Raw genomic sequence first — 20,991 nt, forward strand, 5'->3', positions numbered from 1 at the left:
GGAGGTACACATGGCACAAACAAACTTAGCTGGAAATACCTCAGGTAATCTTGAATTGCATGGCATCAAGACTCAGCGGGACACAATGATCGGGATTATCACCAGAAAGTTTTTCAAAAATAAACTCGCTGTTATGGGTGCTGTCTTTCTAATCATCATTATTACTGCTGCCATTCTGGCACCGGTCATTGCCCCATACTCACCTTCCAAACAAAACCTGCTACAAAAATTACAGCCGCCAAGCAGTGAGCATTGGCTTGGTACAGATCGTTTCGGAAGGGATACGTTTTCAAGGCTTTTATATGGGGCAAGAGCCTCCTTACTCGTCGGTTTTGCCTCTGTGCTCGGTTCTATTACAATAGGAACCTTCCTTGGTGCAGTGGCCGGCTATGTGGGTGGAATTGTTGACGCGATGATTATGAGATTTGTTGATGTCATCCTATCCATTCCTTCAATATTCCTGTTGATTACATTGGTAACCATTTTCAAGCCAGGCGTTGATAAATTGATCCTGATTTTCGCCTTGCTTGGCTGGACCACTACCGCCAGGCTTGTAAGAGGTGAATTTCTTTCGCTTAGGTCAAGAGAATTCGTCCTTGCTTCAAAAACCATCGGAACGAAAACTCATACAATCATATTCTCTCACATCCTTCCAAATGCGATGGGACCAATCATTGTTTCTGCTACCCTTGCTGTCGGGTATGTCATTCTGGCTGAATCAGGACTCAGCTATCTAGGATTAGGTATACAGCCTCCACACGCAAGCTGGGGGAATATGCTTCAGGATGCGCAGAATTTTACCATTCTATTAAAGTCTTGGTGGTATCCACTTGCTCCAGGTCTGATGATTCTTTTGACTGTCATTTGTTTTAACTTTGTAGGAGATGGACTCAGGGATGCACTTGACCCAAAAATTAATGAGTAGAAGCCAGGAGTCCCCTGGCTTTTTCCTATTAATGAAATTTCATCATAAGAAGAAGCAAGTTGGGAAATTTTTTGTGTAAAAATTTTTTGAACGTTTCCAAGCGTATTTCATAAACTTACAATAAAAAGTCTTTGGAGGGTAACAGATGGGATAATCAGGACGGATCAATGGTTAGAAATGAATTTTGATAATCCAAAAAAGATTTGTGAACGTTTAACGGACCATTTTCCAGGTGAAGTAAACCCGCTAAGAATATACCGATATTTACAGGATTTTGGTATGTACAAGCCGAATCAAAAGAGCAAGAAAACTTATGAAGAGATGAAGTCGCGAAAGCTGTGGGAGAACATAGAGAAAATATACTTGAAGTATAAAAGTAAGTGGAAAGGACCTGAAATACCGATATTTATTTTTCCGATGGACACTTCAAACGGAAGATTAATGAAGGAAGGGAAGGGAAAATCAGGAGTCTCCTTTAAAGATAAGTTGTTTTTATTTTTAACCCCCATCGAGGACCCAAAAGAAATAGAAGCATTATTCGTCCATGAATACCACCATGTATGCCGGATGAACGGCTTGATTAAAGATCCAGCTGAGTACACGCTGCTTGATTCAATCATTCTCGAGGGCCTCGCAGAGCATGCGGTTGCAGAAAATTGCGGCGAAGAATATACCGGCGAGTGGAGCCGGCGATATTCGACAGAAGAATTAGCTAATTTTTGGAAAAAAGATCTTTCAGAAAAACTTTCGATTACAAGAAAAGACAAACTGCACGATCAAATTTTATTTGGAATGGGAAGCAGGCCAAGGCTTTTGGGATATGCAATCGGATATGAAATCATAAAACAATACAAGCAGCAAAAAAACTTTACTGAAAAAGCTTCCTTCAAACTTCCTTCCGATAAATTTACAAAGTTGCTAAATTTTTAACATTTTTTTAATTCGCGAAAACCCCATTGTACAGGGGTTTTTTATTATTTTTGAAAAATAATAAATTTCCCAATTGAAAAAAAAGTATTGCAATTGTAATAAATCTGTAATAACATTTTATTAAAATATATTGAATTTGCAGAATATTTTATTATTTAAAATGTGAGAAGGTGTCCCAAATGAGCAATTATTCAATACATAAAGAAACACCTTTACTAGAGGTGAAAAACCTGGAAACAGCCTTTTCGATTGACGGGCAATACTATAATGCGGTTGATAATGTTTCTTTTCATGTCAAACCACGTCAGATTGTTGGGATTGTTGGCGAATCCGGGTGCGGAAAATCTGTAATGAGTCTTTCGGTTATGCAGCTGCTGCCTAAAGGCGTCGGTAAAATCAGATCCGGTGAAATCCTTTTTGAGGGAACTCATTTAGAACAAATGTCCGAAAAGGAAATGAACAAAATTCGCGGCAAGGATATCTCAATGATATTCCAGGAACCGATGACATCAATGAATCCAGTATTCACGATTGGTTTCCAGCTTCAAGAGGTCCTTTTTAACCACACAAAAATTTCAAAAGCTGAAGCAAGGCAAAAGAGTATCGCGCTACTGAAGAGCGTTGGTATATCCCGACCGGAAAAAATTGTTGATGAATATCCTCACCAGCTTTCTGGAGGTATGAGACAAAGGGTCATGATCGCGATGGCCATTGCCAACCAGCCAAAGCTGTTAATAGCAGATGAGCCAACTACTGCATTGGACGTAACAGTACAAGCCCAGATCCTTGACCTGCTCAAGAGCATCCAGGAAGTAAACGATATGTCAGTCATCCTCATCACTCATGACCTTGGTGTCGTAGCTGAGATGTGCGATGAAGTAATTGTTATGTATGCTGGCAGAATTGTTGAACGTGCAGATGTTGAGACACTTTTCTATAATCCTAAGCATCCTTATACAGAGTTAATGATGGGTGCCATCCCTAAAATGGATGAAGACAAAGAAGAATTAAGCTCAATCAAGGGGATTGTCCCATCTCTTAAGAATATGCCGGCAACCGGTTGCAGATTCGCTAACCGCTGTCCTAAAGCAATGCCGGAATGTACAAGCATTACACCGCTGCTGGGAGAGGTCGAAACGGGACATGACGTGGCGTGCATTCTATATGAAGCAAGTATGCCAAGAGAAGGAGTTAAGGCATAATGAGCAATACGACTTTATTAGATAAAGAGAATTTGCTGGAAATTAAGAATCTGAAAACCTACTATCCTGTGAAAGGCGGCTTCTTCAAACGAACAATTGGGAATGTAAAAGCTGTAGATGATGTTTCATTCGAGATAAAAAAGGGTGAAACATTAGGACTTGTAGGTGAATCAGGCTGCGGCAAATCAACAACCGGCAGAACGATCATCCGCCTGTTGAATGCAACAGATGGTGAAATCTTGTTTGATGGCAAGGACATCACGAAATTAAGAGGGAAGTCGCTGCAAGCCATCCGTCAGGATATCCAAATGGTGTTCCAGGATCCATACGCTTCATTGAATCCAATGCAAATGGTCGGCGATATCGTAGCTGAACCAATCAAAAATTTTAAAAATGTAAGCACGAAGGATTTAAAAGAGGAAGTGTTGGATTTACTGACAAAGGTTGGACTTCCAGAAGATGCTTATTTTAAATATGCTCATGAATTTTCTGGTGGCCAGAGACAGAGGATCGGCATCGCCCGTGCACTTGCCCTGAGGCCAAAGCTAATCATAGCTGATGAGCCGGTGTCCGCACTGGACGTATCAGTACAGTCGCAGGTTCTTAATCTGTTGAAGAAGCTTCAAAAGGAATTTGATTTAACCTTTTTATTCATCGCTCATGACCTAAGTGTCGTTAAGCATATGAGTGACCGGATCGGTGTAATGTACCTCGGCAATATGGTAGAAATTGCTGACCGCAACAGCATGTATGCTGAACCGCTCCACCCATATACTCAGGCTTTGATCTCAGCCATTCCAATGCCGGACCCGCGAAGGAAAAAGGAAAGGATCGTTCTTGAAGGAGATGTTCCAAGTCCGATGAATCCTCCTACAGGATGCCCATTCCATCCGCGCTGCCCAGCCGCGATGGCCGAGTGTTCTCAAGTAAAGCCAGCTTTAAAGGAGGTGAAGCCAGGACATCAGGTTGCTTGCCACCTTTACTAGGGCAATAATTTTTTAAAAAATAAAAAACAAAAATCGGGGGGAAAACCATGAAGAAACCTTTGCTTTGGCTAGCCATGCTAGTACTGGTTTTATCAACATTCCTTGCTGCGTGCAGCGGTGGAGACAAAGAAAAGACAACTACTGAACCAAAAGATGATGACAAAGGAACAACTGCAGAAGGCCAGCCAGAAGATGGCGGCACATTAGTTTACGCTTTAGATTCTGAATTCAAAGGTCTATTAAACTGGAACTTCTACGATGCAGACGGAGACGATGATATCATCGCATTCTTCGACGATGCATTGATCGACTATGATGAAAACCTTAAAGCAGTACCAGGCATCGCTAGCTGGACTACTGATGACAACAAAACTTTCACTTTCACTTTTGAAAAAGGCGTAAAATGGCACAATGGCGAAGAACTTACAGTTAATGACTGGGTATTCGCAATCGAAACAATCGCTACACTTGGTGGAGAACACCAGCGCTGGTCAAACGTTAACACTATCGTAGGTGTTAAAGAATTCAACGAAAAGAAAGCTGACAAGATCTCTGGTCTTGAAGTTGTAGATGACTACACTTTAAAAATCACTTTCGACAAAGCACGTGTTAACAACCTTGAAAACGTTTGGTCTTACCCGCTTTCAAGAAAAGAGTTTGAAGGAATCGCACCTAAAGACATGGCTGCTTCTGAGCAGGTTCGCACTAAGCCTGTAGGAACTGGTCCATTCAAAGTTACTAAAGTTGTCCCTGGTGAATCAGTAGAGCTTACTAGAAATGAAGACTACTGGAGAGGCAAGCCTCACTTAGAGAAAATCATCGTTAAAGTTATCGACAGCTCCCTGACTACTGGAGAACTTAAGAATGGAACTCTTGACATGACTCCATTCCACCCAACAGTACTACCAGAAATCGAAGCATTAGATAACGTTGATGTTGTAAGATTCCCTGGCTTATCTTACTACTATGTTGGTTTCAAATTAGGTAAGTACGATGGCAAGAAAAACGTAATGAACATTGACAAGTATGCTAACAAAGAACTTCGTCAAGCTATGCTATTCGCAATCAACCGTGAAGAGTGGGTAAATGCGTTCTTCAGCGGACTTGGCAAACCACTAGATCGTCCAATCCCATCTGCACACTGGATTGCTGCAGATAACAAAGATATGCCTGTTCAATATTCTTATGACCCTGCAAAGGCTAAAGAACTATTAGACAAAGCTGGTTATGTTGATAAAGACGGTGACGGATTCCGTGAAGATCCTAAGGGTGAAAAATTCGTTGTTAAATTCTCTCACTATGCAACTGGAAACCCTACTTTCGAAGCACGTGCAAAAGCTTTGACTCAGTACTGGGAAGAAGTTGGCTTGAAATCTGAGCTTCAAATGACTGACGTTAACCTTTACTACGATCAAATCGAAAAAGACGATCCAGCTCTAGAAGTATTCTACGGCGGCTGGGGAACTGGCGCTGATCCAGATCCACTACCACTTTGGGGTGTTGAATCTGTATGGAACTACCCTCGCTATGTAAATGAAAAAGCAGAAAAGCTTCTTCAAGATGCTGTAGATATCGAAGTAGTTGGAACTGACACAGAGAAACGTAAAGAGCTTTACTCTGAGTGGCAGAAGATTATGAATGAAGATGTACCAGTATTGCCAATCCTTGAGCTTGAAGAAGCAATCGCTGTTTCTAAGCGTGTACAAGGTGTTAAATTTGATGTATCTGGTGCGAATTCATCTCACGAATGGTGGATTAAGCAATAATTAAGAACCACTTATTCAGTTAAGGAGAATGCATATGCTTAAGTACAGTTTACGACGCATCCTCGGCATGATCCCTATGCTTTTCCTTATCTCTATTGTTGTGTTTTCCCTGGCGAAACTTATGCCAGGGGATTCACTCAGTGGAGAAATTGATCCGAACAATACGGATCCGGCATACATAGCAGAGATGCGCGAGAAGCTCGGATATAATGACCCTATCCACGAGCAATATTTAACATGGATTACGAACTTCATGCAAGGCGAATTTGGAAAGTCTACACGTTATAAGATTCCTGCAAGTGAAATCATCAGTGAACGTTTGCCTAATACTATTTTTCTAGGATTCTCAAGTATTGTCATAACTTATATCCTTGCATTTATTATGGGTATATACTCCGGCCGAAAACCATATTCGCTTGGAGATAATGCGATTAGTACCGCAAACTATATAGGTCTGGCACTTCCAGCGTTTGTCGCAGGGGTGTTCGCGATTTATTTCTTCTCATTCAATCTAGGCTGGTTCCCTTCAAACGGTTCGGTGGATATATCCGCTACAGAAGGAACGGCTGCTTATTGGTTCAGCAGGCTGCACCACGTATTCTTGCCTGCAATTGTATTAGGATTACTAAGTACCGCAAGCTATACGCAGTTTTTGCGTAATGACATTATAGAAAATAGCCGTAAAGATTTTGTGCGTACAGCAAGAGCAAAAGGAACTTCTGAAAGCAAGATTTACAATCAGCATATTTTAAGAAATTCAATGATCCCGCTGATTACTTTCCTTGGATTTGATATTGTGGCATTGGTTGGCGGAGCCATCATCACTGAAACAATCTTCACATATCCAGGTATTGGTCAGTTGTTTTTGAACTCAGTATCCCAGAGAGATTATCCGGTATTGATGACTTTAACAATGATGTTCTCATTCTTGACTTTATTTGGTAACCTGGTTGCCGATATACTTTATGGAGTTGTTGATCCAAGGATCAGGCTTGATTAAGGAGGATGGCTATGGAAATTTCAACAGCAAAAAATACACAGATTAACCTGAAGCCAGAAAAAGGCTTGTCTCCATGGGCCATCGCTCGAAAAAAATTTGTGGCAAACAAATTGGCAATGACAAGCTTGATCTTTTTGATCTTCGTGTCAATCATTTCATTTTTGGCTCCATATATAACGACAATTGACATTACTAAAATTAATATTGGTTCCATGTCACTGCCACCATCGTCTGAACATTGGCTTGGAACAGACAAAAGCGGGCGTGATGTATTCACGAGACTGCTGTATGGCGGCAGGATTTCCTTATTAGTTGGACTCAGTTGTACTTTCTTCGTTATAATGTTCGGTACTGTTGTCGGTTCTATTGCCGGATACTTCGGCGGTATTGTGGACAGTATGTTAATGAGGTTTACAGACTTTGTTCTAAACTTCCCGTTCCTTGTTTTCGTTATCGTTTTAGGTACAATTTTCTATGGAAAGTTAAACGGACTTGTTGTACTGATCATGGTAATCAGCTTGCTTAGCTGGGGCGGTGTTGCGAGGATTGTACGAAGCAAAATCCTGGCTGAGAAGGAGAATGAATACATTCTCGCTGCCATCTCAATTGGCTGTTCTCCTTTCAAGGTTATCACCAAGCATCTATTGCCAAACGTTCTTTCTACTATCATTGTACAGGCAACGATCCTATTCGCTGGAATGATTGTGTCAGAATCGGCATTAAGTTATCTTGGTTTTGGAGTTCCAGCTGAAATCCCAAGCTGGGGAAATATGCTTTCATTCGCAAATGAACCAGACGTATTACAAGGAAAACCGTGGATCTGGATCCCGCCGGCCCTTGCCATTACTCTGACAATCCTCTCCATCAATTTCATTGGTGAAGGATTGAAAGATGCGCTAAATCCAAGATCACGCCGTTAAAAAATCTACCATACAAAGGTAGATTTTTTATTTTGGTTATAAATAGGTTGATCTTTATATTTTCATAAGAGGGGAGAGGTCATAGACTCTTCCTTTTTTTGTGCCATGGTGGGGGAGTTTTAGAGAAACTAACAAATCAGATGCCATTTTAACCTTTGATTCAGGAATAAGAAGAAAATTCCGGAACTGTGAAAGTGAAATTGTTTGGCTAAATATAAGGGAATAATCTGTTATAGCTGAAATATGGGCATCCTTGGATTTGCAGCCGCAATTGTTGCAAAACCATTTTCCATGCTGCCTATTCATGGGTATTGCTAAACAAGAAGGGCATTGGACTCCTGGCTTTATGTCAAAAGGATCAATGGAATATGCTGAGAGGATTTTAGGAAGGAGGGGAGTATGGGATTTTAGAAGTTGTTTGCCAATTTTTTTGATTTCTTTTAATGTTAGGTTTTCATTGGTATATCGTTTCTCAAACTCAATTAACCTTTCATAAAGCTGATCAGAATGTAGTAATCTTCTATTTTTATTTGTGCTGTTTCCATGTGTTTTAATCACTGTTGTGGCGTGTGTCATAACAACTAAGTATTCTAAAGGAATGGATCCCAACTTGTTATCGATCAGCCATTGGGATAAAAGTCGTTTGTGTGTACGAACCTGAGTAATAGGGTCGCGTATTCCTTCCTCTTTGTCGTTAAAAATCCGTAAACATTGTTCCAAGTTAAAATCGAACAAAACAGTTCCTGAAATGTTTTTGGAATCAATAATGAAGGAAGCTTTAGGGGATAGGAGAAGGGTATCAATTTGAAAAAAGTGACCATTTTGCTGAAGTCTAAGATCATTTAGAATCAGGTATTTTTCATTAGGAAGAAAGCCTAATTGATAATCTAATTCCTTTTCGCCACGAATACCTGCAGACATCTTTCTATGGTTTTCCTGAATGAACGAGAATTTTGGATGTGTACTATCAAGCCGTCTTATAATTGCCTCTTCTGCTCTAAATTTAAGTGGTATTTTCCTTTCTTTATAGAACAATTCCTTCCCTCCTTAGTACGATATACCACTACAATTCTATATTTGCTGTTGAATTCCTTTTTAAAGGTTGGATTGTTGGAAAATTGCCATTTTTAAAATGGATAGTCCGAGAGCTATTCCGGAAATTTTTCTTTTTTTCCGGAAATGGCTCAATTTATTCCGGAAAATTAAAATATTTTCCGGAAAATGTATCTTATTTTCCGGAATTCCAATATATATTCCGAAATGACACAATGAAGGCCATTAATTTAAGATCCCCAGTAATGTCTGCCAGCCCTCAATCATATAAATGTAAAAATGGACAGGCAAGGGTGAAAGCTATGTACAACGATTATAATGAGATGGGCAAGAGTAATGGTATATAGATTAATCCTGTTAACCATTGGTTTTGGTATCGCGGTGTCTGGTGGAATCAGTACAATTGCTTATTTAAACATGATTATTGCGGGACATGGTTTTGTTGAGTATTTGAATTTCATCGCTAAAAGGGTGGAGTGCTACATGCTGCCTATAGGAATAGCTGTCATCTGGCTTAGTATATATTGGCCACATCATACCGCTGAAAAATGATCTTCCTAATAAGGAATAATTTTACTTAGTGCTGCCCATACTGATGGACAAACAGTTTCTTGAAGTGAGGGGTTATAATCATGTTGTATCTTCATGATGTCTGGGTAAATTGGTTCGAAGGGGAAGAGAACGGCTATAATGTCTGCCATTTTCATGAATGGCGCAAAGATGACGGGGTTGAGCTACTTGACCAGGTGCCTCTTTTGAAAATTGATCATCTGCTATTTAATTATATTGAGAATGATTTATCAGAGTTGCCTCAACAGCTTCTGGATGACATATACAGAAAGGCGTACTTGAGGAAAAACCATGAGCGCACCCAGCTCGACTACTGTTTTGTCGTTTCTGATGGAACAGGTATCCTCGCAGTTGATACAATTGGCTACAATATTCCCATCCGAAAAAGCCGTTTGATTCCAAGGCAGGAACAGTTAGTATATGAAATGATTGAAAATCAGGATACAATCCAATATGGGTTCAACGACCAAAGCGCCTTGAAGGACTTTCATATTCTGTCTCCCTCGCCTGATCTCATGAAGGGACTGACGCGCAAAGAAAGGCAATTGAAACAATTGCTGTTCATGGCAATGGATCAATTGAATTCATCAAAAAATGTGGCTGAAGTGCGGTACTGGTTCACTGAATGGAAACCAGAGCTATATGAAGAAATCCAGCAGCGTTCGTTCGAAGAAGTGTGGGAGCAGCTATTTGAGGAAACGAAATATGGCTGGTCCGGTAAGCATGAAAAATTCTGCGAAAATATAATAAAGGGCCAGACATTTTTTGAAAAATTATGGGAAATGGAACATGGTCCAAAGGTAAATTAAGGAGCTGATCACCAGCTCCTTTTTTAATGGAGATCAAACATCTGATGAACCCACCTCTTATAAAAATCAAAACAAAGCCTTCATTAAACAAAAAAAAGAAGCCAACCTTAATCAGCTTCTGATTTATGCACTCACGTTATCTTCTTTTCCGGCCAAGACCCATTGCATTCTCCATTTTGCCAAGCATTTTGCTGGCAACACGGTTTGCTTTCTCAGCACCTTGGTCGAGAATTGCATCCAACTCAGGTGAGTCGATAAGCTCATAGTATTTTTTCTGGATGGGCTCAATCACATTAACTACAACCTTTGCCAGGTCGCCCTTAAAATCTCCGTAACCTTTTCCTTCATATTCTTTCTCAATATCAGCAACAGACTTGCCTGACAGGATTGAAAAAATAGAAAGGAGGTTTGAAATTCCAGGCTTATTCTCTTTGTCATACTTCACAATTCCTTCAGAATCAGTCACTGCGCTTTTAATTTTCTTTTCGATCTGTTTTGGATCATCCAGCATGGAGATAAAAGCTTTAGTATTAGGGTCAGATTTGCTCATTTTTTTCAATGGGTCCTGCAAGGACATAACCCTTGCTCCAACCTTGGCAATCCTTACTTCTGGGATTGTAAAAATGTCATTGTATTTTTTATTGAAGCGTTCAGCCAAATCCCTTGTTAATTCAAGATGCTGTTTCTGATCCTCACCCACAGGTACAAGATCCGTCCCATAAAGAAGAATATCCGCTGCCATTAAAGGAGGGTATGTTAATAAACCAGCTGAAACAGCTTCTTTTCCAGTCGATTTATCTTTGAATTGTGTCATTCTTTCAAGCTCTCCGATATAAGCGACACATTGCATCATCCAACCGGCCTGGGCATGTGCCGGAACCTCTGACTGTATGAAGAGTGTAACTTTTTCAGGGTCAATACCAGAGGCAATGTATAAGGCTGCAAGGCTTTTGATATTTTTGCGAAGCTGCAGCTTCTCTTGCGGCACAGTAATCGCGTGCTGGTCAACAATACAGAAATAGCAGTTGTATTCATCCTGCAATTCTGTGAATTGCTTCATGGCACCGATGTAATTGCCTAGAGTAATGGTCCCGCTTGGCTGGATGCCGGAAAAAATCGTTTGCATGTAAATTCCTCCTGTTACTTAAAAAAGTATATAAAAAAGACCATTCATCCCTACATAAAGTAGGGACGAATGGTCCGTGTTGCCACCCTAATTACTCACTAATGAGTCACTCAGCCCATGCCAGATAAAGCATGGTTCCCTTTAACGCAGGGTATACGCCTGGATCTACTTTGGTTCGAAGCAGGGGCTCGAAAGTCCATTCCAAATGCCAGGCTGTTTGTTCGCACCAACCACAAACTCTCTGAAAACCTTGAACATGTGTACTATTCTTTGTCATTGCCTTTAAATACAATTTTATTAACAAGAATTATAATCAATTACGAAATAAGATGCAAGGGACACAAAGGAATTTTTTACAGATAGTAAATAGAAAGCGCCGCAAGCATTAAAACAAAGTCTAAAAGCCCAATAATCAGAATCGGATTCGTATTGATTTTCACCATTTCAGACAGAGGTGTCATTTCATTAATCGATTTGATCTTCACTCCGTCCTCCTTGCCACCAAACACAGTCCTGAAGGAATAGGATATGGCATCAAAGAATCCAGAATTGACTGTAAAAACTAGCAATGAGGTAAAAAGCAGAAAACTTGAAATATAAAAAGAAATATTAATATAGTTGAGTAATGAAAAATTTTTGTAGTAGAGAAGCAAGAGAAGTACTACCAAAACTTGAGAGCCTAAAAAACCTGATAAAATTTTCCCAACACCTTTACTCATTTTACTATTTCTCCCTTAAATTGTTATTTTATAAAAGTGATTTCTCCAGAAATCAGCCGGAAAAAACTCAAATATTACAGCGAGACAAGTATGCGAAACATTGAACAAATGCCTATAAGTCACCATTATAACATATATTTTTTAGGTAATTTATTACTATTGTTTCAATGTTGTAAATTTTTCGCGGAAAAATATTGAACATTTTTTTCAATCTATGTATAATAGGGAATGTAAAAAGTTTTCAGAAAACAACAAAAAAAGAGGGGGCATAACTTTGAAAAAGTCAAAATTTTCATTGCTTTTGGTTCTGACTCTAGTATTCTCTTTATTCCTGTCTGCATGCAGCGGCGGAAAAGATGCTGGAAAAGATACTGAGCCTAAAGACGATGACAGTGCAACACCAGCTGAAAAATCAGATCTACCACAAGAACTAAGAATGTTGGATTCTTCTGAAATCCCAACAATGGACACTGTACTTGCAGAAGGTTCTACTAGCTTCACATACATAAACAACGTAGGTGAAGGTCTATACCGTCTTGGACAGGACCACAAGCCAGTTCCTGCACTTGCTGATGGCGAACCAACAATCAGCGAAGACAAAACTGTTTACACTTTCAAACTTCGTGACTCTAAATGGTCAAACGGAGAGCCTGTAACGGCTAAAGATTTCGTGTATGCTTGGCAGCGCGCAATCGATCCTAAGACTGCTTCTCCATATGGCCCATACATGATGGGTGGCAAAATCAAGGGTGCTGCTGAAATCACTGCACTTGGTGCTGCTAAGAAGCCTTACGATCTTAACACACTTGGAGTTAAAGCTCTTGATGACAAGACTTTAGAAGTAACACTTGATAAGCCAGTAGTATACTGGGCTGACTTATTCGCTTTCCCAACATTCTATCCTCAAAACCAGAAGTTTGTTGAAGAAAAAGGCGAAGCTTTCGCAAGCAATGCTGAAAACTTACTTTACAACGGTCCTTTCAAGATGACTAAGTGGGAAGGTACTGACGCTACTGAGTGGGTACTTGAAAAGAACGAAAACTATTACAATGCTGATCAAGTTAAACTTGAAAAAATCACTGTAAACGTAGTTAAAGATTCTAACTCTGCTGTAAACGCATTCGAAGCTGGCGAAACAGACATGACTGGATTGCTTTCTTCTGATATCGTTCCACAATATGAAGGCGACGACCGCATGCTTAGCTGGATGGAGCCAACTGTATTCTGGATCAAAATGAACCAAAAGAACAAAGCTCTTGCTAACGTAAACATCCGTAAAGCAATTGCAATGGGCTTCAACAAAGAAGACCTTGCTGCAAGCATCCTTAACAACGGATCTGTTGCTGCAAACTATTTCGTACCAAAAGATTTCGTATCTCTAAACGGTGAAGATTTCCGTGAAAAGAACGGCGACATCGTTACTTTCAACGCTGAAGAAGCTAAGAAAGCATGGGAAGCTGGACTTAAGGAACTTGGCGTAGATAAGTTAGAACTTCGCTACCTTGGTGGAGACACTGAAGCAGCTAAGAAAACTGATGCTTATATCAAGAACCAATTAGAAACTAACCTTCCTGGCTTGACTGTCAAGCTTGAAAGTGTTCCTTTCGCAGTACGTCTAGAGCGTGACAACGCAATGGATTATGATCTTCAATTCGCTGGATGGGGTCCTGACTATGGTAACGCGTTATCATTCACTGACCTATGGATCACTGATGGCGGAAGCAACAGAATGGCATACTCTAACCCTAAATATGATCAGTTAATCAAGGATGCTCAAGGCAAACTTGCAACTGATGAAAAAGCTCAATGGGAAGCACAGCAAGAAGCTGAAAGAATCATGCTTGGCGAAGACTTCGGTCTAGCACCAGTTTATCAGCGTGCTGCTAACATCCTATTGAATCCAAATGTTAAAGGTCTTGCGATCTATAACTATGGTCCTGACTACTCATTCCAATGGGTAACAATCGAAGAATAGTAACTATAGCAGTTTCTTATTTCAGAGTGTAATAATTCTGAGGATAGAAAGAGAGTATATCTAGATATACTCTCTTTTTCCCTGTACGGCATTTGTCGAATAATAGGGAAAATTGAAATAATATAGGAGGTGCACACATATGGGTAAATACTTACTTAAGAGATTCTTTTATATGTTTTTAACCCTTTTCATTATTGCGTCCTTGACCTTTTTCTTAATGAAAATCATTCCAGGTACGCCATTCGCTAGTGCTGCAAAAGCTGCCGCCGGCACAGCTGGAAATAATGAAAGCAAAGTATGGATTGGATCAGCCGGTACCTGTACAATATGCCAAGTATATTGGGAACTTGCTGCAGGGTGACCTTGGCATTTCGTTTCAATTTAACAACACACCAGTCACCGATTTGATGTTCAAGCGTTTGGGACCTTCTGCACAGCTTGGCTTCCAGGCAATGCTAGTAGGTACTCTAATAGGACTGGTACTTGGTATTTTTGCGGCAATCAGGCAAAATAGCTGGGTCGATTATAGTTCAACATTTTTGGCAGTATTGGGAAAATCGATCCCTAACTTCGTATTTGCCGGTTTATTGCAGTACTTTATTGGTGTAAAACTAGGCTGGTTCCCTGTCCTATTCTGGAAAGGCCCTGAATACACAGTGCTGCCGACTATTGCATTGTCTATGTTCCCAATCGCAATCGCTGCACGTTTTATGAGAACAGAAATGATTGAAGTAATGGGTTCGGATTATATCATGCTTGCTAAAGCAAAAGGTGCAAGTTTCTTTGAGATTGCATTCAAGCATGCAATGAGAAATGCTTTGATTCCACTGGTAACCGTACTTGGCCCTTTAGCTATTTCAATGATGACTGGTTCACTAGTTGTAGAAAAGATTTTTGCCATCCCGGGACTTGGGGAGCAATTTGTAAAATCGATTACAGTTAATGATTACCCTGTTATTATGGGAACAACCATTTTATTTGCAGCATTATTTGTAATCATCATCCTAGTAGTGGATATTTTATATGGAATCATTGATCCACGCATCAGGCTGTCTGGAGGTAATAAGTAATGGCTGATTTTGAAGCGAAAATTTCACCAGATCGTTTTAGACCGGCGGTTATCGATTCGTCTAAAAGCGAGGAGATCAACAAGCCGAGCTTAACCTTCTGGCAGGATGCTTGGATGCGTGTCCGTAAAAATAAAGCTGCATTGGCAAGTTTGATTGTCATGCTTTTACTTGTAGCAATGGCATTCATTGGTCCACTGATTAGCGGTAAAGAATATGATACCCAAAACGTAAGGCATAACAACTTGCCTCCTCGAATCCAGGGTCTTGAAAATATAAGCTGGCTTCCATTTGACGGTGTAAAGGTCAATAATGCCGGTAAAGAAATCAATATGTATGAAATGAAAAAAGTAAAAGAATATTACTGGTTTGGTACTGACGCACTAGGCCGTGACTTGTTCACACGTGTATGGAAGGGAACGCAAATTTCATTGTATATCGCTTTATTAGCAGCGTTAATCGATATGCTTATCGGTGTTGCCTATGGTGCGATTTCAGGCTTTTATGGAGGCCGACTAGACAATGTCATGCAGCGTATTACTGAAGTATTAGTAGGAATACCGACAATGATTATCGTTATCTTGATGATCCTTGTGCTGAAACCAGGTATTATCTCAATTACGGTCGCCCTAACTATTACAGGCTGGGTCGGTATGGCACGTGTCGTCCGTGCTCAGGTATTGAAATTAAAGGAACAGGAATTTGTGCTTGCTTCAAGAACCTTAGGGGAATCAGATGGGAAAATAATCTCAAAGCACTTGCTTCCAAACCTTGCCGGAGTCATTATCATCAATACAATGTTCACGATTCCAAATGCCATTTTCTTTGAAGCTTTCTTGAGCTTTATCGGTCTGGGATTACAAGATCCGCTAGCTTCTCTTGGTACATTAATTGATGATGGATTTAAAGTCCTTAGACTTCATCCACATGAAATGATCATTCCAGCTATTATCATCAGTATCATCATGATCACATTTAATATGCTGGCAGACGGATTACGTGACGCGCTTGATCCAAAAATGCGCGATTAATAGGGTAGGTGAATAATTATGGAAAATATTTTAGAAGTTAAAGATTTAAATATCTCCTTCCATACATTTGCGGGTGAGGTTCAAGCGATCCGCGGTGTGAATTTTGAACTGAAAAAGGGAGAGACCCTGGCAATCGTAGGTGAGTCGGGCTCTGGAAAATCAGTAACAACTAAAGCGATCATGAGATTATTGCCTCCAGGAAACTCCGAAATTAAAAGTGGCCAGATTCTATTTGACGGCAAGGACTTGACTAAGCTTACTGACAGACAAATGCAAAAGATACGTGGAAAAGATATTTCGATGATTTTCCAGGATCCGATGACATCATTAAACCCAACCATGCAAGTGGGCAAGCAAATTATGGAGCCGCTTATCAAGCATCAAAACATGAGCAAATCCACTGCAAAAGAACGTGCTCTGCAATTGCTTAAGCTTGTTGGTATTCCAAAACCAGAATTGCGGATTAACCAATATCCACACCAATTCTCAGGTGGTATGAGACAAAGGGTTGTAATTGCTATCGCTTTGGCTTGTAATCCTAAGGTGTTAATTGCCGATGAGCCTACAACAGCTCTGGATGTAACAATCCAAGCCCAAATTCTTGAACTTATGAAGGATTTACAGAATAAAATTGATACTTCAATTATTTTTATCACGCACGACCTTGGCGTTGTGGCTAACGTAGCTGACCGTGTGGCGGTTATGTACGGTGGGAAAATTGTTGAAATCGGTACAGTCGATGAAGTTTTCTACAATCCGCAGCATCCTTACACTTGGGGGCTGATCAGTTCAATGCCAAGCCTGGATGCAAAAGAAGAAGAGCTTTATGCAATCCCTGGTACGCCGCCTAACTTGTTGCATCCGCCAAAGGGTGATGCGTTTGCTCCGCGTAATGAATATGCAATGCAAATTGATTTAGAAGAACAGCCTCCAATGTTTAAGGTTTCTGACACACATTATGCTGCTACATGGCTGTTGCACCCAGATGCTCCAAAAGTAGAACCACCGGCAGCTGTAAAGAGCAGAATGCGGAAATTCATAGGCGTGAAATAACTGTAAGAGGAGGACTGGCTTCATGGAAAATAAAGAAAAGCTTCTTGAAATAAAGAATTTGAAGCAATACTTCAATATGGGGCAAGCGAATGAAGTAAAGGCTATAGATGGTATCTCTTTTGATATTTATAAGGGAGAGACACTTGGCTTGGTTGGAGAATCCGGTTGTGGTAAGTCTACAACTGGCAGAACAATTATCAGACTGTATGATGCTACAGACGGAGAAGTAATCTTCAAAGGTGAAAACGTACACGGCAAGAAAAATAAGAAAGACTTAAAGAAATTTAACAGAAGTATGCAAATGATTTTTCAGGATCCATACGCATCATTGAATCCAAGGATGAAGGTTTCTGATGTTATTGCAGAGGGCATTGATATTCATGGTCTCGCAAAAAGTAAACAAGAAAGAATGGAAATGGTCTATAGCTTGCTTGAAACTGTCGGCTTAAATAGAGAACATGCCAACCGTTATCCGCATGAGTTTTCAGGCGGACAAAGGCAGCGCATCGGCATCGCCCGTGCACTTGCTGTACAGCCAGAATTTATTATTGCAGATGAACCTATTTCCGCTCTAGATGTTTCTATCCAGGCACAAGTCGTAAACCTGATGAAGAAACTGCAACGTGAAAAAGGGTTAACATACTTGTTTATTGCACATGATCTTTCAATGGTTAAATATATCAGCGACAGAATTGGAGTAATGTATTTCGGGAAGCTAGTCGAATTAGCTCCTGCAGAAGACCTTTACAACAATCCTCTGCATCCTTATACACAATCGTTACTATCAGCGATTCCGCTTCCAGATCCAGAATCTGAACGCACCCGTCGCCGTAAAACATATGATACAAACATACACCAGTATGCTGATAACGAAGAAGTTAAAATGCGTGAAGTCTCAGCTGGACATTATGTATATTGTTCAGAAAAAGAATTAAAACAATATCAGCAGCAATATGTAAAATAAATTTAACGATCTCATTATTTGAGATCGTTTTTTTTGTTCTAAATATACCTCCCTAGAACGAAAGTAAACGGCCTTGTTTAACAATGTCTATCATTTTACAGGTAGTATATTCCAATTAGAAATATAAGACTATGATATCTAAAAGTGTCGAAAGTGGGTAAAATAGATTCATAGATGAGAATCAAGGATTCATATATTAGAAGAAACGATTGTGCCATATCTAAAAGGAGAGATGATAAGTGCAGATGAAAAAAATAGCAGCAGCAGCGTTATTGGCTGCCTCTTTTTCACAAATGAATGGTGAAGTATTAGCTGCCGAAAAAACGCATAGTACCGCAGAGCAGCCAATAAGGGAACATGAATCATTTATTAGAAAGATTCCCGACCAGATGCCAAGATTTAAATTTGATTCTGGTTTTGAATTTACGTATCCGGATGCTGTAAGGGGAATCTATGTGACAGGACATTCGGCTGGCGGAGAAAAGTTTAACCAACTTATTGATCTTGTTGATAAGACAGATTTAAATGCGATGGTGATTGATATAAAAGACGACCATGGATATCTTACATACAAACCAGAAGAAACTTCAGCATTTAAAGACATAGGAAAACCTTATATCAAAGACCCGAAGAAAATGATAAAGACACTTGAAGAAAAACAAATTTACCCTATTGCCCGAGTTGTAGTATTTAAGGATACTGCTTTGGCGCAAAAAAAACCAGAGTGGTCATATAAAGCAGGGAAAGAAATTTGGAAAAATGGCAGAGGGGAGTCCTTTGTAAATCCTTTTGTAAAAGAGGTTTGGGACTACAATGTCCAAATAGCCATTGAAGCTGCAAAAATGGGTTTTAAAGAAATCCAATTTGACTATGTCCGATTCCCGGAAGGCTTTGAAAACAGAGATGCTTCTCTTGTTTATTCGATGGGGGACTATAAGGACGTAAAAATGGACAATGTTCAAAAACGTGTCAAAGCAGTGACTGACTTTGTCGCGTATGCTCGAAAGGAACTCGAGCCTTATGATGTAAAAGTATCCGTAGATATTTTTGGCTATACAGCGACATTGCCTGAAGCTCCTGGAATCGGACAGAATTTCTCGAAAATTTCGGAAAATGTAGATGTAATATCCTCAATGATTTATCCAAGCCATTGGACTTCTTATTTTGGAATCGCTAAGCCTGATACCGAGCCATACAAGCTTGTTGTCGAATATGCAAAGCTTGAAAAGAGAAAATTAGATGAATTAAAAACCCCGCCAATTTCTCGTCCTTGGCTACAAGACTTTACGGCATCATGGCTTGGCAGCGGGAATTACTTGGTTTACGGAAAGAAGGAAGTCGAAGACCAGATCCGAGCACTCAAGGATCAGGGAATAAATGAATATCTATTATGGAACGCAAGTAATAGATATACTCCAAAAGTGGATTACACTCCTTAACTAAGGGGAAACAAAAATTGAGGGTATGAATTAAATGAAAAAGGCCTTAAATGAGTTACTCACTTAAGGCCTTTTCTTATCATTAGATTATTGTAATATGGATAATGTATAATAAAACCTGGGTAACGAGTTACTTTTTGCCGCCGCCAACGTTTTTCCAGCCTGTTTGCATCCGGGCTGACTGGTCGACAAATTCAGACCTGTTTTTTCCTCCGAAAAATTTTATGCCAATTCCATTGGTAATAACACCAATTGTTGCGGTAATTCCCACTACTAGCACAGTAACGATCGTTAAGTCCATTATGTAATCGCCCATGATAAACCTCCACCTTTTTTTACACAGATCATTTTCATGAAATGTGGAATATATGATTCATGATCCCCACTCATCTTTATTTTAAAAGAATTGCTGGTGTATTAAAAGAACTTTATCAAGAAAAAATATTAGTACTATCTTGATCATGATTATATAAGAAAAGCTGGGTGCTTATCAGGATGAAAAAATCGAAAAGGAGATAAGCCATGCATTGGTATGAAAAATTAAATCAATATTTTCCGATTGAAGAAATGAAATCAAAAGAGCATATGGAAACACTTTTAATGGAACGTCCGGAGATTTACCATAAAGATGAAGGTCCTGGACATGTGTTAATGTATGTCGAAACAGATGACTTTGTCTTTATTGATTATCTTTTTGTTTCTAAGGATACGAGAGGACAGGGGCTAGGCCATAAGCTGATCGAAAAGCTTAAGGAAAAAGGCAAGCCAATAATTCTTGAGGTAGAGCCAGTCAATTATGATGACACAGATACTGAAAAACGATTGCGCTTTTACAAACGGGAAGGATTCGAGCATGCCCGCACGATTGGATACCGCAGACGTTCACTGGCAACAAAGCAGATCAATGAAATGGAAATTCTATATTGGGCACCAGATCACGCTCCTGAAGAGCTAGTGTACGAAGCAATGAAAAAGACGTACAATATGATTCACACATATAAAGATAAAAAGTTTTATGGAGAGTCATATCAGCCAGTCGATGAAGTATTGACACTTGAAGAGAAGCGCAATGATTTGCTGCAGGATATATAGGTAAAAGTTTTAAAGGTTTCTGTAGTATTTCCTCCCGTATTATAAATTGAACTTTTTTGAATTGAACCTAAATTTAAAAAAGTGGAATATACGTTTGAAAAATTTCGATAAATTAGACGCATCCATGTGTATCATATATGGATGCGTTTTCATTTTGGCTGCCCAATTGAGAAAATAATTTTTTCAAAAAAATGTTTAGCTTCTTTTGAAAAGGGTAAATATAAATAAATTAATAATAACCGACAAAATCAGCTAGAATAATACGAATATTTTTATAGATAGCAATATGAAGGGTGATGAAAAAAATATAAATTTAATGAAACTTTTTTCATTTAAGTTCGTTATATATATATAAGGCTAGAAT

General features: G+C 39.6%; 19 protein-coding genes, 1 pseudogene and 1 other annotated feature. Of the genes and pseudogenes, 16 read left to right on the forward strand and 4 right to left on the reverse strand.

Features of this window, described 5'->3' with window-relative positions; translation table 11 throughout:
* Positions 1–85: 85 nt before the first annotated feature.
* The 7 genes from opp4C (AABM38_RS06825) (at position 86) to opp4C (AABM38_RS06855) (ending at position 7,729) form a co-directional block, all read left to right on the forward strand.
* Positions 86–925, forward strand: coding sequence for an oligopeptide ABC transporter permease (opp4C, locus tag AABM38_RS06825; RefSeq protein WP_423410684.1), 840 nt, complete (start codon positions 86–88; stop codon positions 923–925).
* 177 nt (positions 926–1,102) lie between these two features.
* Positions 1,103–1,855, forward strand: a complete 753-nt coding sequence (locus AABM38_RS06830; protein ID WP_423409711.1) for a DUF2268 domain-containing protein — start codon at positions 1,103–1,105, stop codon at positions 1,853–1,855.
* A gap of 179 nt (positions 1,856–2,034) precedes the next feature.
* Positions 2,035–3,057 carry an ABC transporter ATP-binding protein gene (locus AABM38_RS06835; RefSeq protein ID WP_423409712.1) on the forward strand — a complete coding sequence of 341 codons (1,023 nt, stop codon included), beginning with the start codon at positions 2,035–2,037 and terminating at the stop codon, positions 3,055–3,057.
* The gene (locus AABM38_RS06840) at positions 3,057–4,043 is read left to right on the forward strand and encodes an ABC transporter ATP-binding protein (protein WP_423409713.1); all 987 of its coding nucleotides are present in this window, start codon (positions 3,057–3,059) and stop codon (positions 4,041–4,043) included. Before AABM38_RS06835 ends, AABM38_RS06840 begins: the two co-directional genes overlap by 1 nt.
* 47 nt (positions 4,044–4,090) lie before the next feature.
* Positions 4,091–5,809, forward strand: coding sequence for an oligopeptide ABC transporter substrate-binding protein (gene opp4A, locus AABM38_RS06845; RefSeq protein WP_423409714.1), 1,719 nt, complete (start codon positions 4,091–4,093; stop codon positions 5,807–5,809).
* A 34-nt stretch (positions 5,810–5,843) separates the two neighbouring features.
* The gene (opp4B, locus tag AABM38_RS06850) at positions 5,844–6,809 is read left to right on the forward strand and encodes an oligopeptide ABC transporter permease (RefSeq protein WP_423409715.1); all 966 of its coding nucleotides are present in this window, start codon (positions 5,844–5,846) and stop codon (positions 6,807–6,809) included.
* Positions 6,810–6,820: 11 nt separating this feature from the next.
* The gene (opp4C, locus tag AABM38_RS06855; RefSeq protein WP_423409716.1) at positions 6,821–7,729 is read left to right on the forward strand and encodes an oligopeptide ABC transporter permease; all 909 of its coding nucleotides are present in this window, start codon (positions 6,821–6,823) and stop codon (positions 7,727–7,729) included.
* A 54-nt stretch (positions 7,730–7,783) separates the two neighbouring features.
* On the opposite strand, the gene AABM38_RS06860 is transcribed toward opp4C (AABM38_RS06855), so the two are convergent.
* A complete protein-coding gene (locus AABM38_RS06860) occupies positions 7,784–8,764 on the reverse strand; it encodes a nuclease-related domain-containing protein (RefSeq protein ID WP_423409717.1) in 981 nt (326 codons plus the stop codon).
* A 354-nt stretch (positions 8,765–9,118) separates the two neighbouring features.
* On the opposite strand from AABM38_RS06860, the gene AABM38_RS06865 reads away from it, so the two are divergent.
* A complete protein-coding gene (locus AABM38_RS06865) occupies positions 9,119–9,334 on the forward strand; it encodes a hypothetical protein (RefSeq protein ID WP_423409718.1) in 216 nt (71 codons plus the stop codon).
* Positions 9,335–9,414: 80 nt separating this feature from the next.
* On the forward strand, positions 9,415–10,161 hold the full coding sequence (locus AABM38_RS06870; protein ID WP_423409719.1) for a YjbA family protein: 747 nt from the start codon (positions 9,415–9,417) through the stop codon (positions 10,159–10,161).
* A 136-nt stretch (positions 10,162–10,297) separates the two neighbouring features.
* On the opposite strand, the gene trpS is transcribed toward AABM38_RS06870, so the two are convergent.
* Together trpS and AABM38_RS06880 are read right to left on the reverse strand one after the other, a co-directional pair.
* A complete protein-coding gene (gene trpS, locus AABM38_RS06875; RefSeq protein WP_423409720.1) occupies positions 10,298–11,287 on the reverse strand; it encodes a tryptophan--tRNA ligase in 990 nt (329 codons plus the stop codon).
* Between the two features lie 58 nt (positions 11,288–11,345).
* Positions 11,346–11,573, reverse strand: a binding site (T-box leader).
* 67 nt (positions 11,574–11,640) lie between these two features.
* Positions 11,641–12,006: a DUF3899 domain-containing protein gene (locus tag AABM38_RS06880; protein WP_423409721.1), complete on the reverse strand. Its 366-nt coding sequence runs from the start codon at positions 12,004–12,006 to the stop codon at positions 11,641–11,643.
* A gap of 274 nt (positions 12,007–12,280) precedes the next feature.
* On the opposite strand from AABM38_RS06880, the gene AABM38_RS06885 reads away from it, so the two are divergent.
* The 6 genes and pseudogenes from AABM38_RS06885 to AABM38_RS06910 all read left to right on the forward strand — a co-directional run bounded on the left by AABM38_RS06885 (position 12,281) and on the right by AABM38_RS06910 (position 19,535).
* Complete coding sequence (locus AABM38_RS06885) at positions 12,281–13,981, forward strand: peptide ABC transporter substrate-binding protein (RefSeq protein ID WP_423409722.1); 1,701 nt, start codon at positions 12,281–12,283, stop codon at positions 13,979–13,981.
* 139 nt (positions 13,982–14,120) lie between these two features.
* Positions 14,121–15,051 (forward strand): annotated as a pseudogene (gene opp3b / locus AABM38_RS06890) (oligopeptide ABC transporter permease).
* Positions 15,051–16,079, forward strand: coding sequence for an oligopeptide ABC transporter permease (gene opp3C, locus AABM38_RS06895; RefSeq protein ID WP_335376765.1), 1,029 nt, complete (start codon positions 15,051–15,053; stop codon positions 16,077–16,079). The pseudogene opp3b and the gene opp3C overlap by 1 nt, the downstream one beginning before the upstream one ends.
* Positions 16,080–16,097: 18 nt before the next feature.
* On the forward strand, positions 16,098–17,132 hold the full coding sequence (locus tag AABM38_RS06900) for an ABC transporter ATP-binding protein (RefSeq protein ID WP_335376766.1): 1,035 nt from the start codon (positions 16,098–16,100) through the stop codon (positions 17,130–17,132).
* A 22-nt stretch (positions 17,133–17,154) separates the two neighbouring features.
* Positions 17,155–18,096 carry an ABC transporter ATP-binding protein gene (locus AABM38_RS06905; RefSeq protein WP_423409723.1) on the forward strand — a complete coding sequence of 314 codons (942 nt, stop codon included), beginning with the start codon at positions 17,155–17,157 and terminating at the stop codon, positions 18,094–18,096.
* 293 nt (positions 18,097–18,389) lie between these two features.
* Positions 18,390–19,535, forward strand: a complete 1,146-nt coding sequence (locus tag AABM38_RS06910) for a putative glycoside hydrolase (RefSeq protein WP_423410685.1) — start codon at positions 18,390–18,392, stop codon at positions 19,533–19,535.
* A gap of 130 nt (positions 19,536–19,665) precedes the next feature.
* On the opposite strand, the gene AABM38_RS06915 is transcribed toward AABM38_RS06910, so the two are convergent.
* The gene (locus AABM38_RS06915; protein WP_423409724.1) at positions 19,666–19,851 is read right to left on the reverse strand and encodes a hypothetical protein; all 186 of its coding nucleotides are present in this window, start codon (positions 19,849–19,851) and stop codon (positions 19,666–19,668) included.
* 206 nt (positions 19,852–20,057) lie between these two features.
* Between AABM38_RS06915 and AABM38_RS06920 the strand changes: the two genes are divergently transcribed.
* The gene (locus AABM38_RS06920; protein WP_423409725.1) at positions 20,058–20,627 is read left to right on the forward strand and encodes a GNAT family N-acetyltransferase; all 570 of its coding nucleotides are present in this window, start codon (positions 20,058–20,060) and stop codon (positions 20,625–20,627) included.
* Positions 20,628–20,991 lie beyond the last annotated feature (364 nt).

The sequence above is a fragment of the Heyndrickxia sp. MSNUG genome (genome assembly GCF_049532715.1).
GTDB lineage: Bacteria > Bacillota > Bacilli > Bacillales > Cytobacillaceae > Mesobacillus.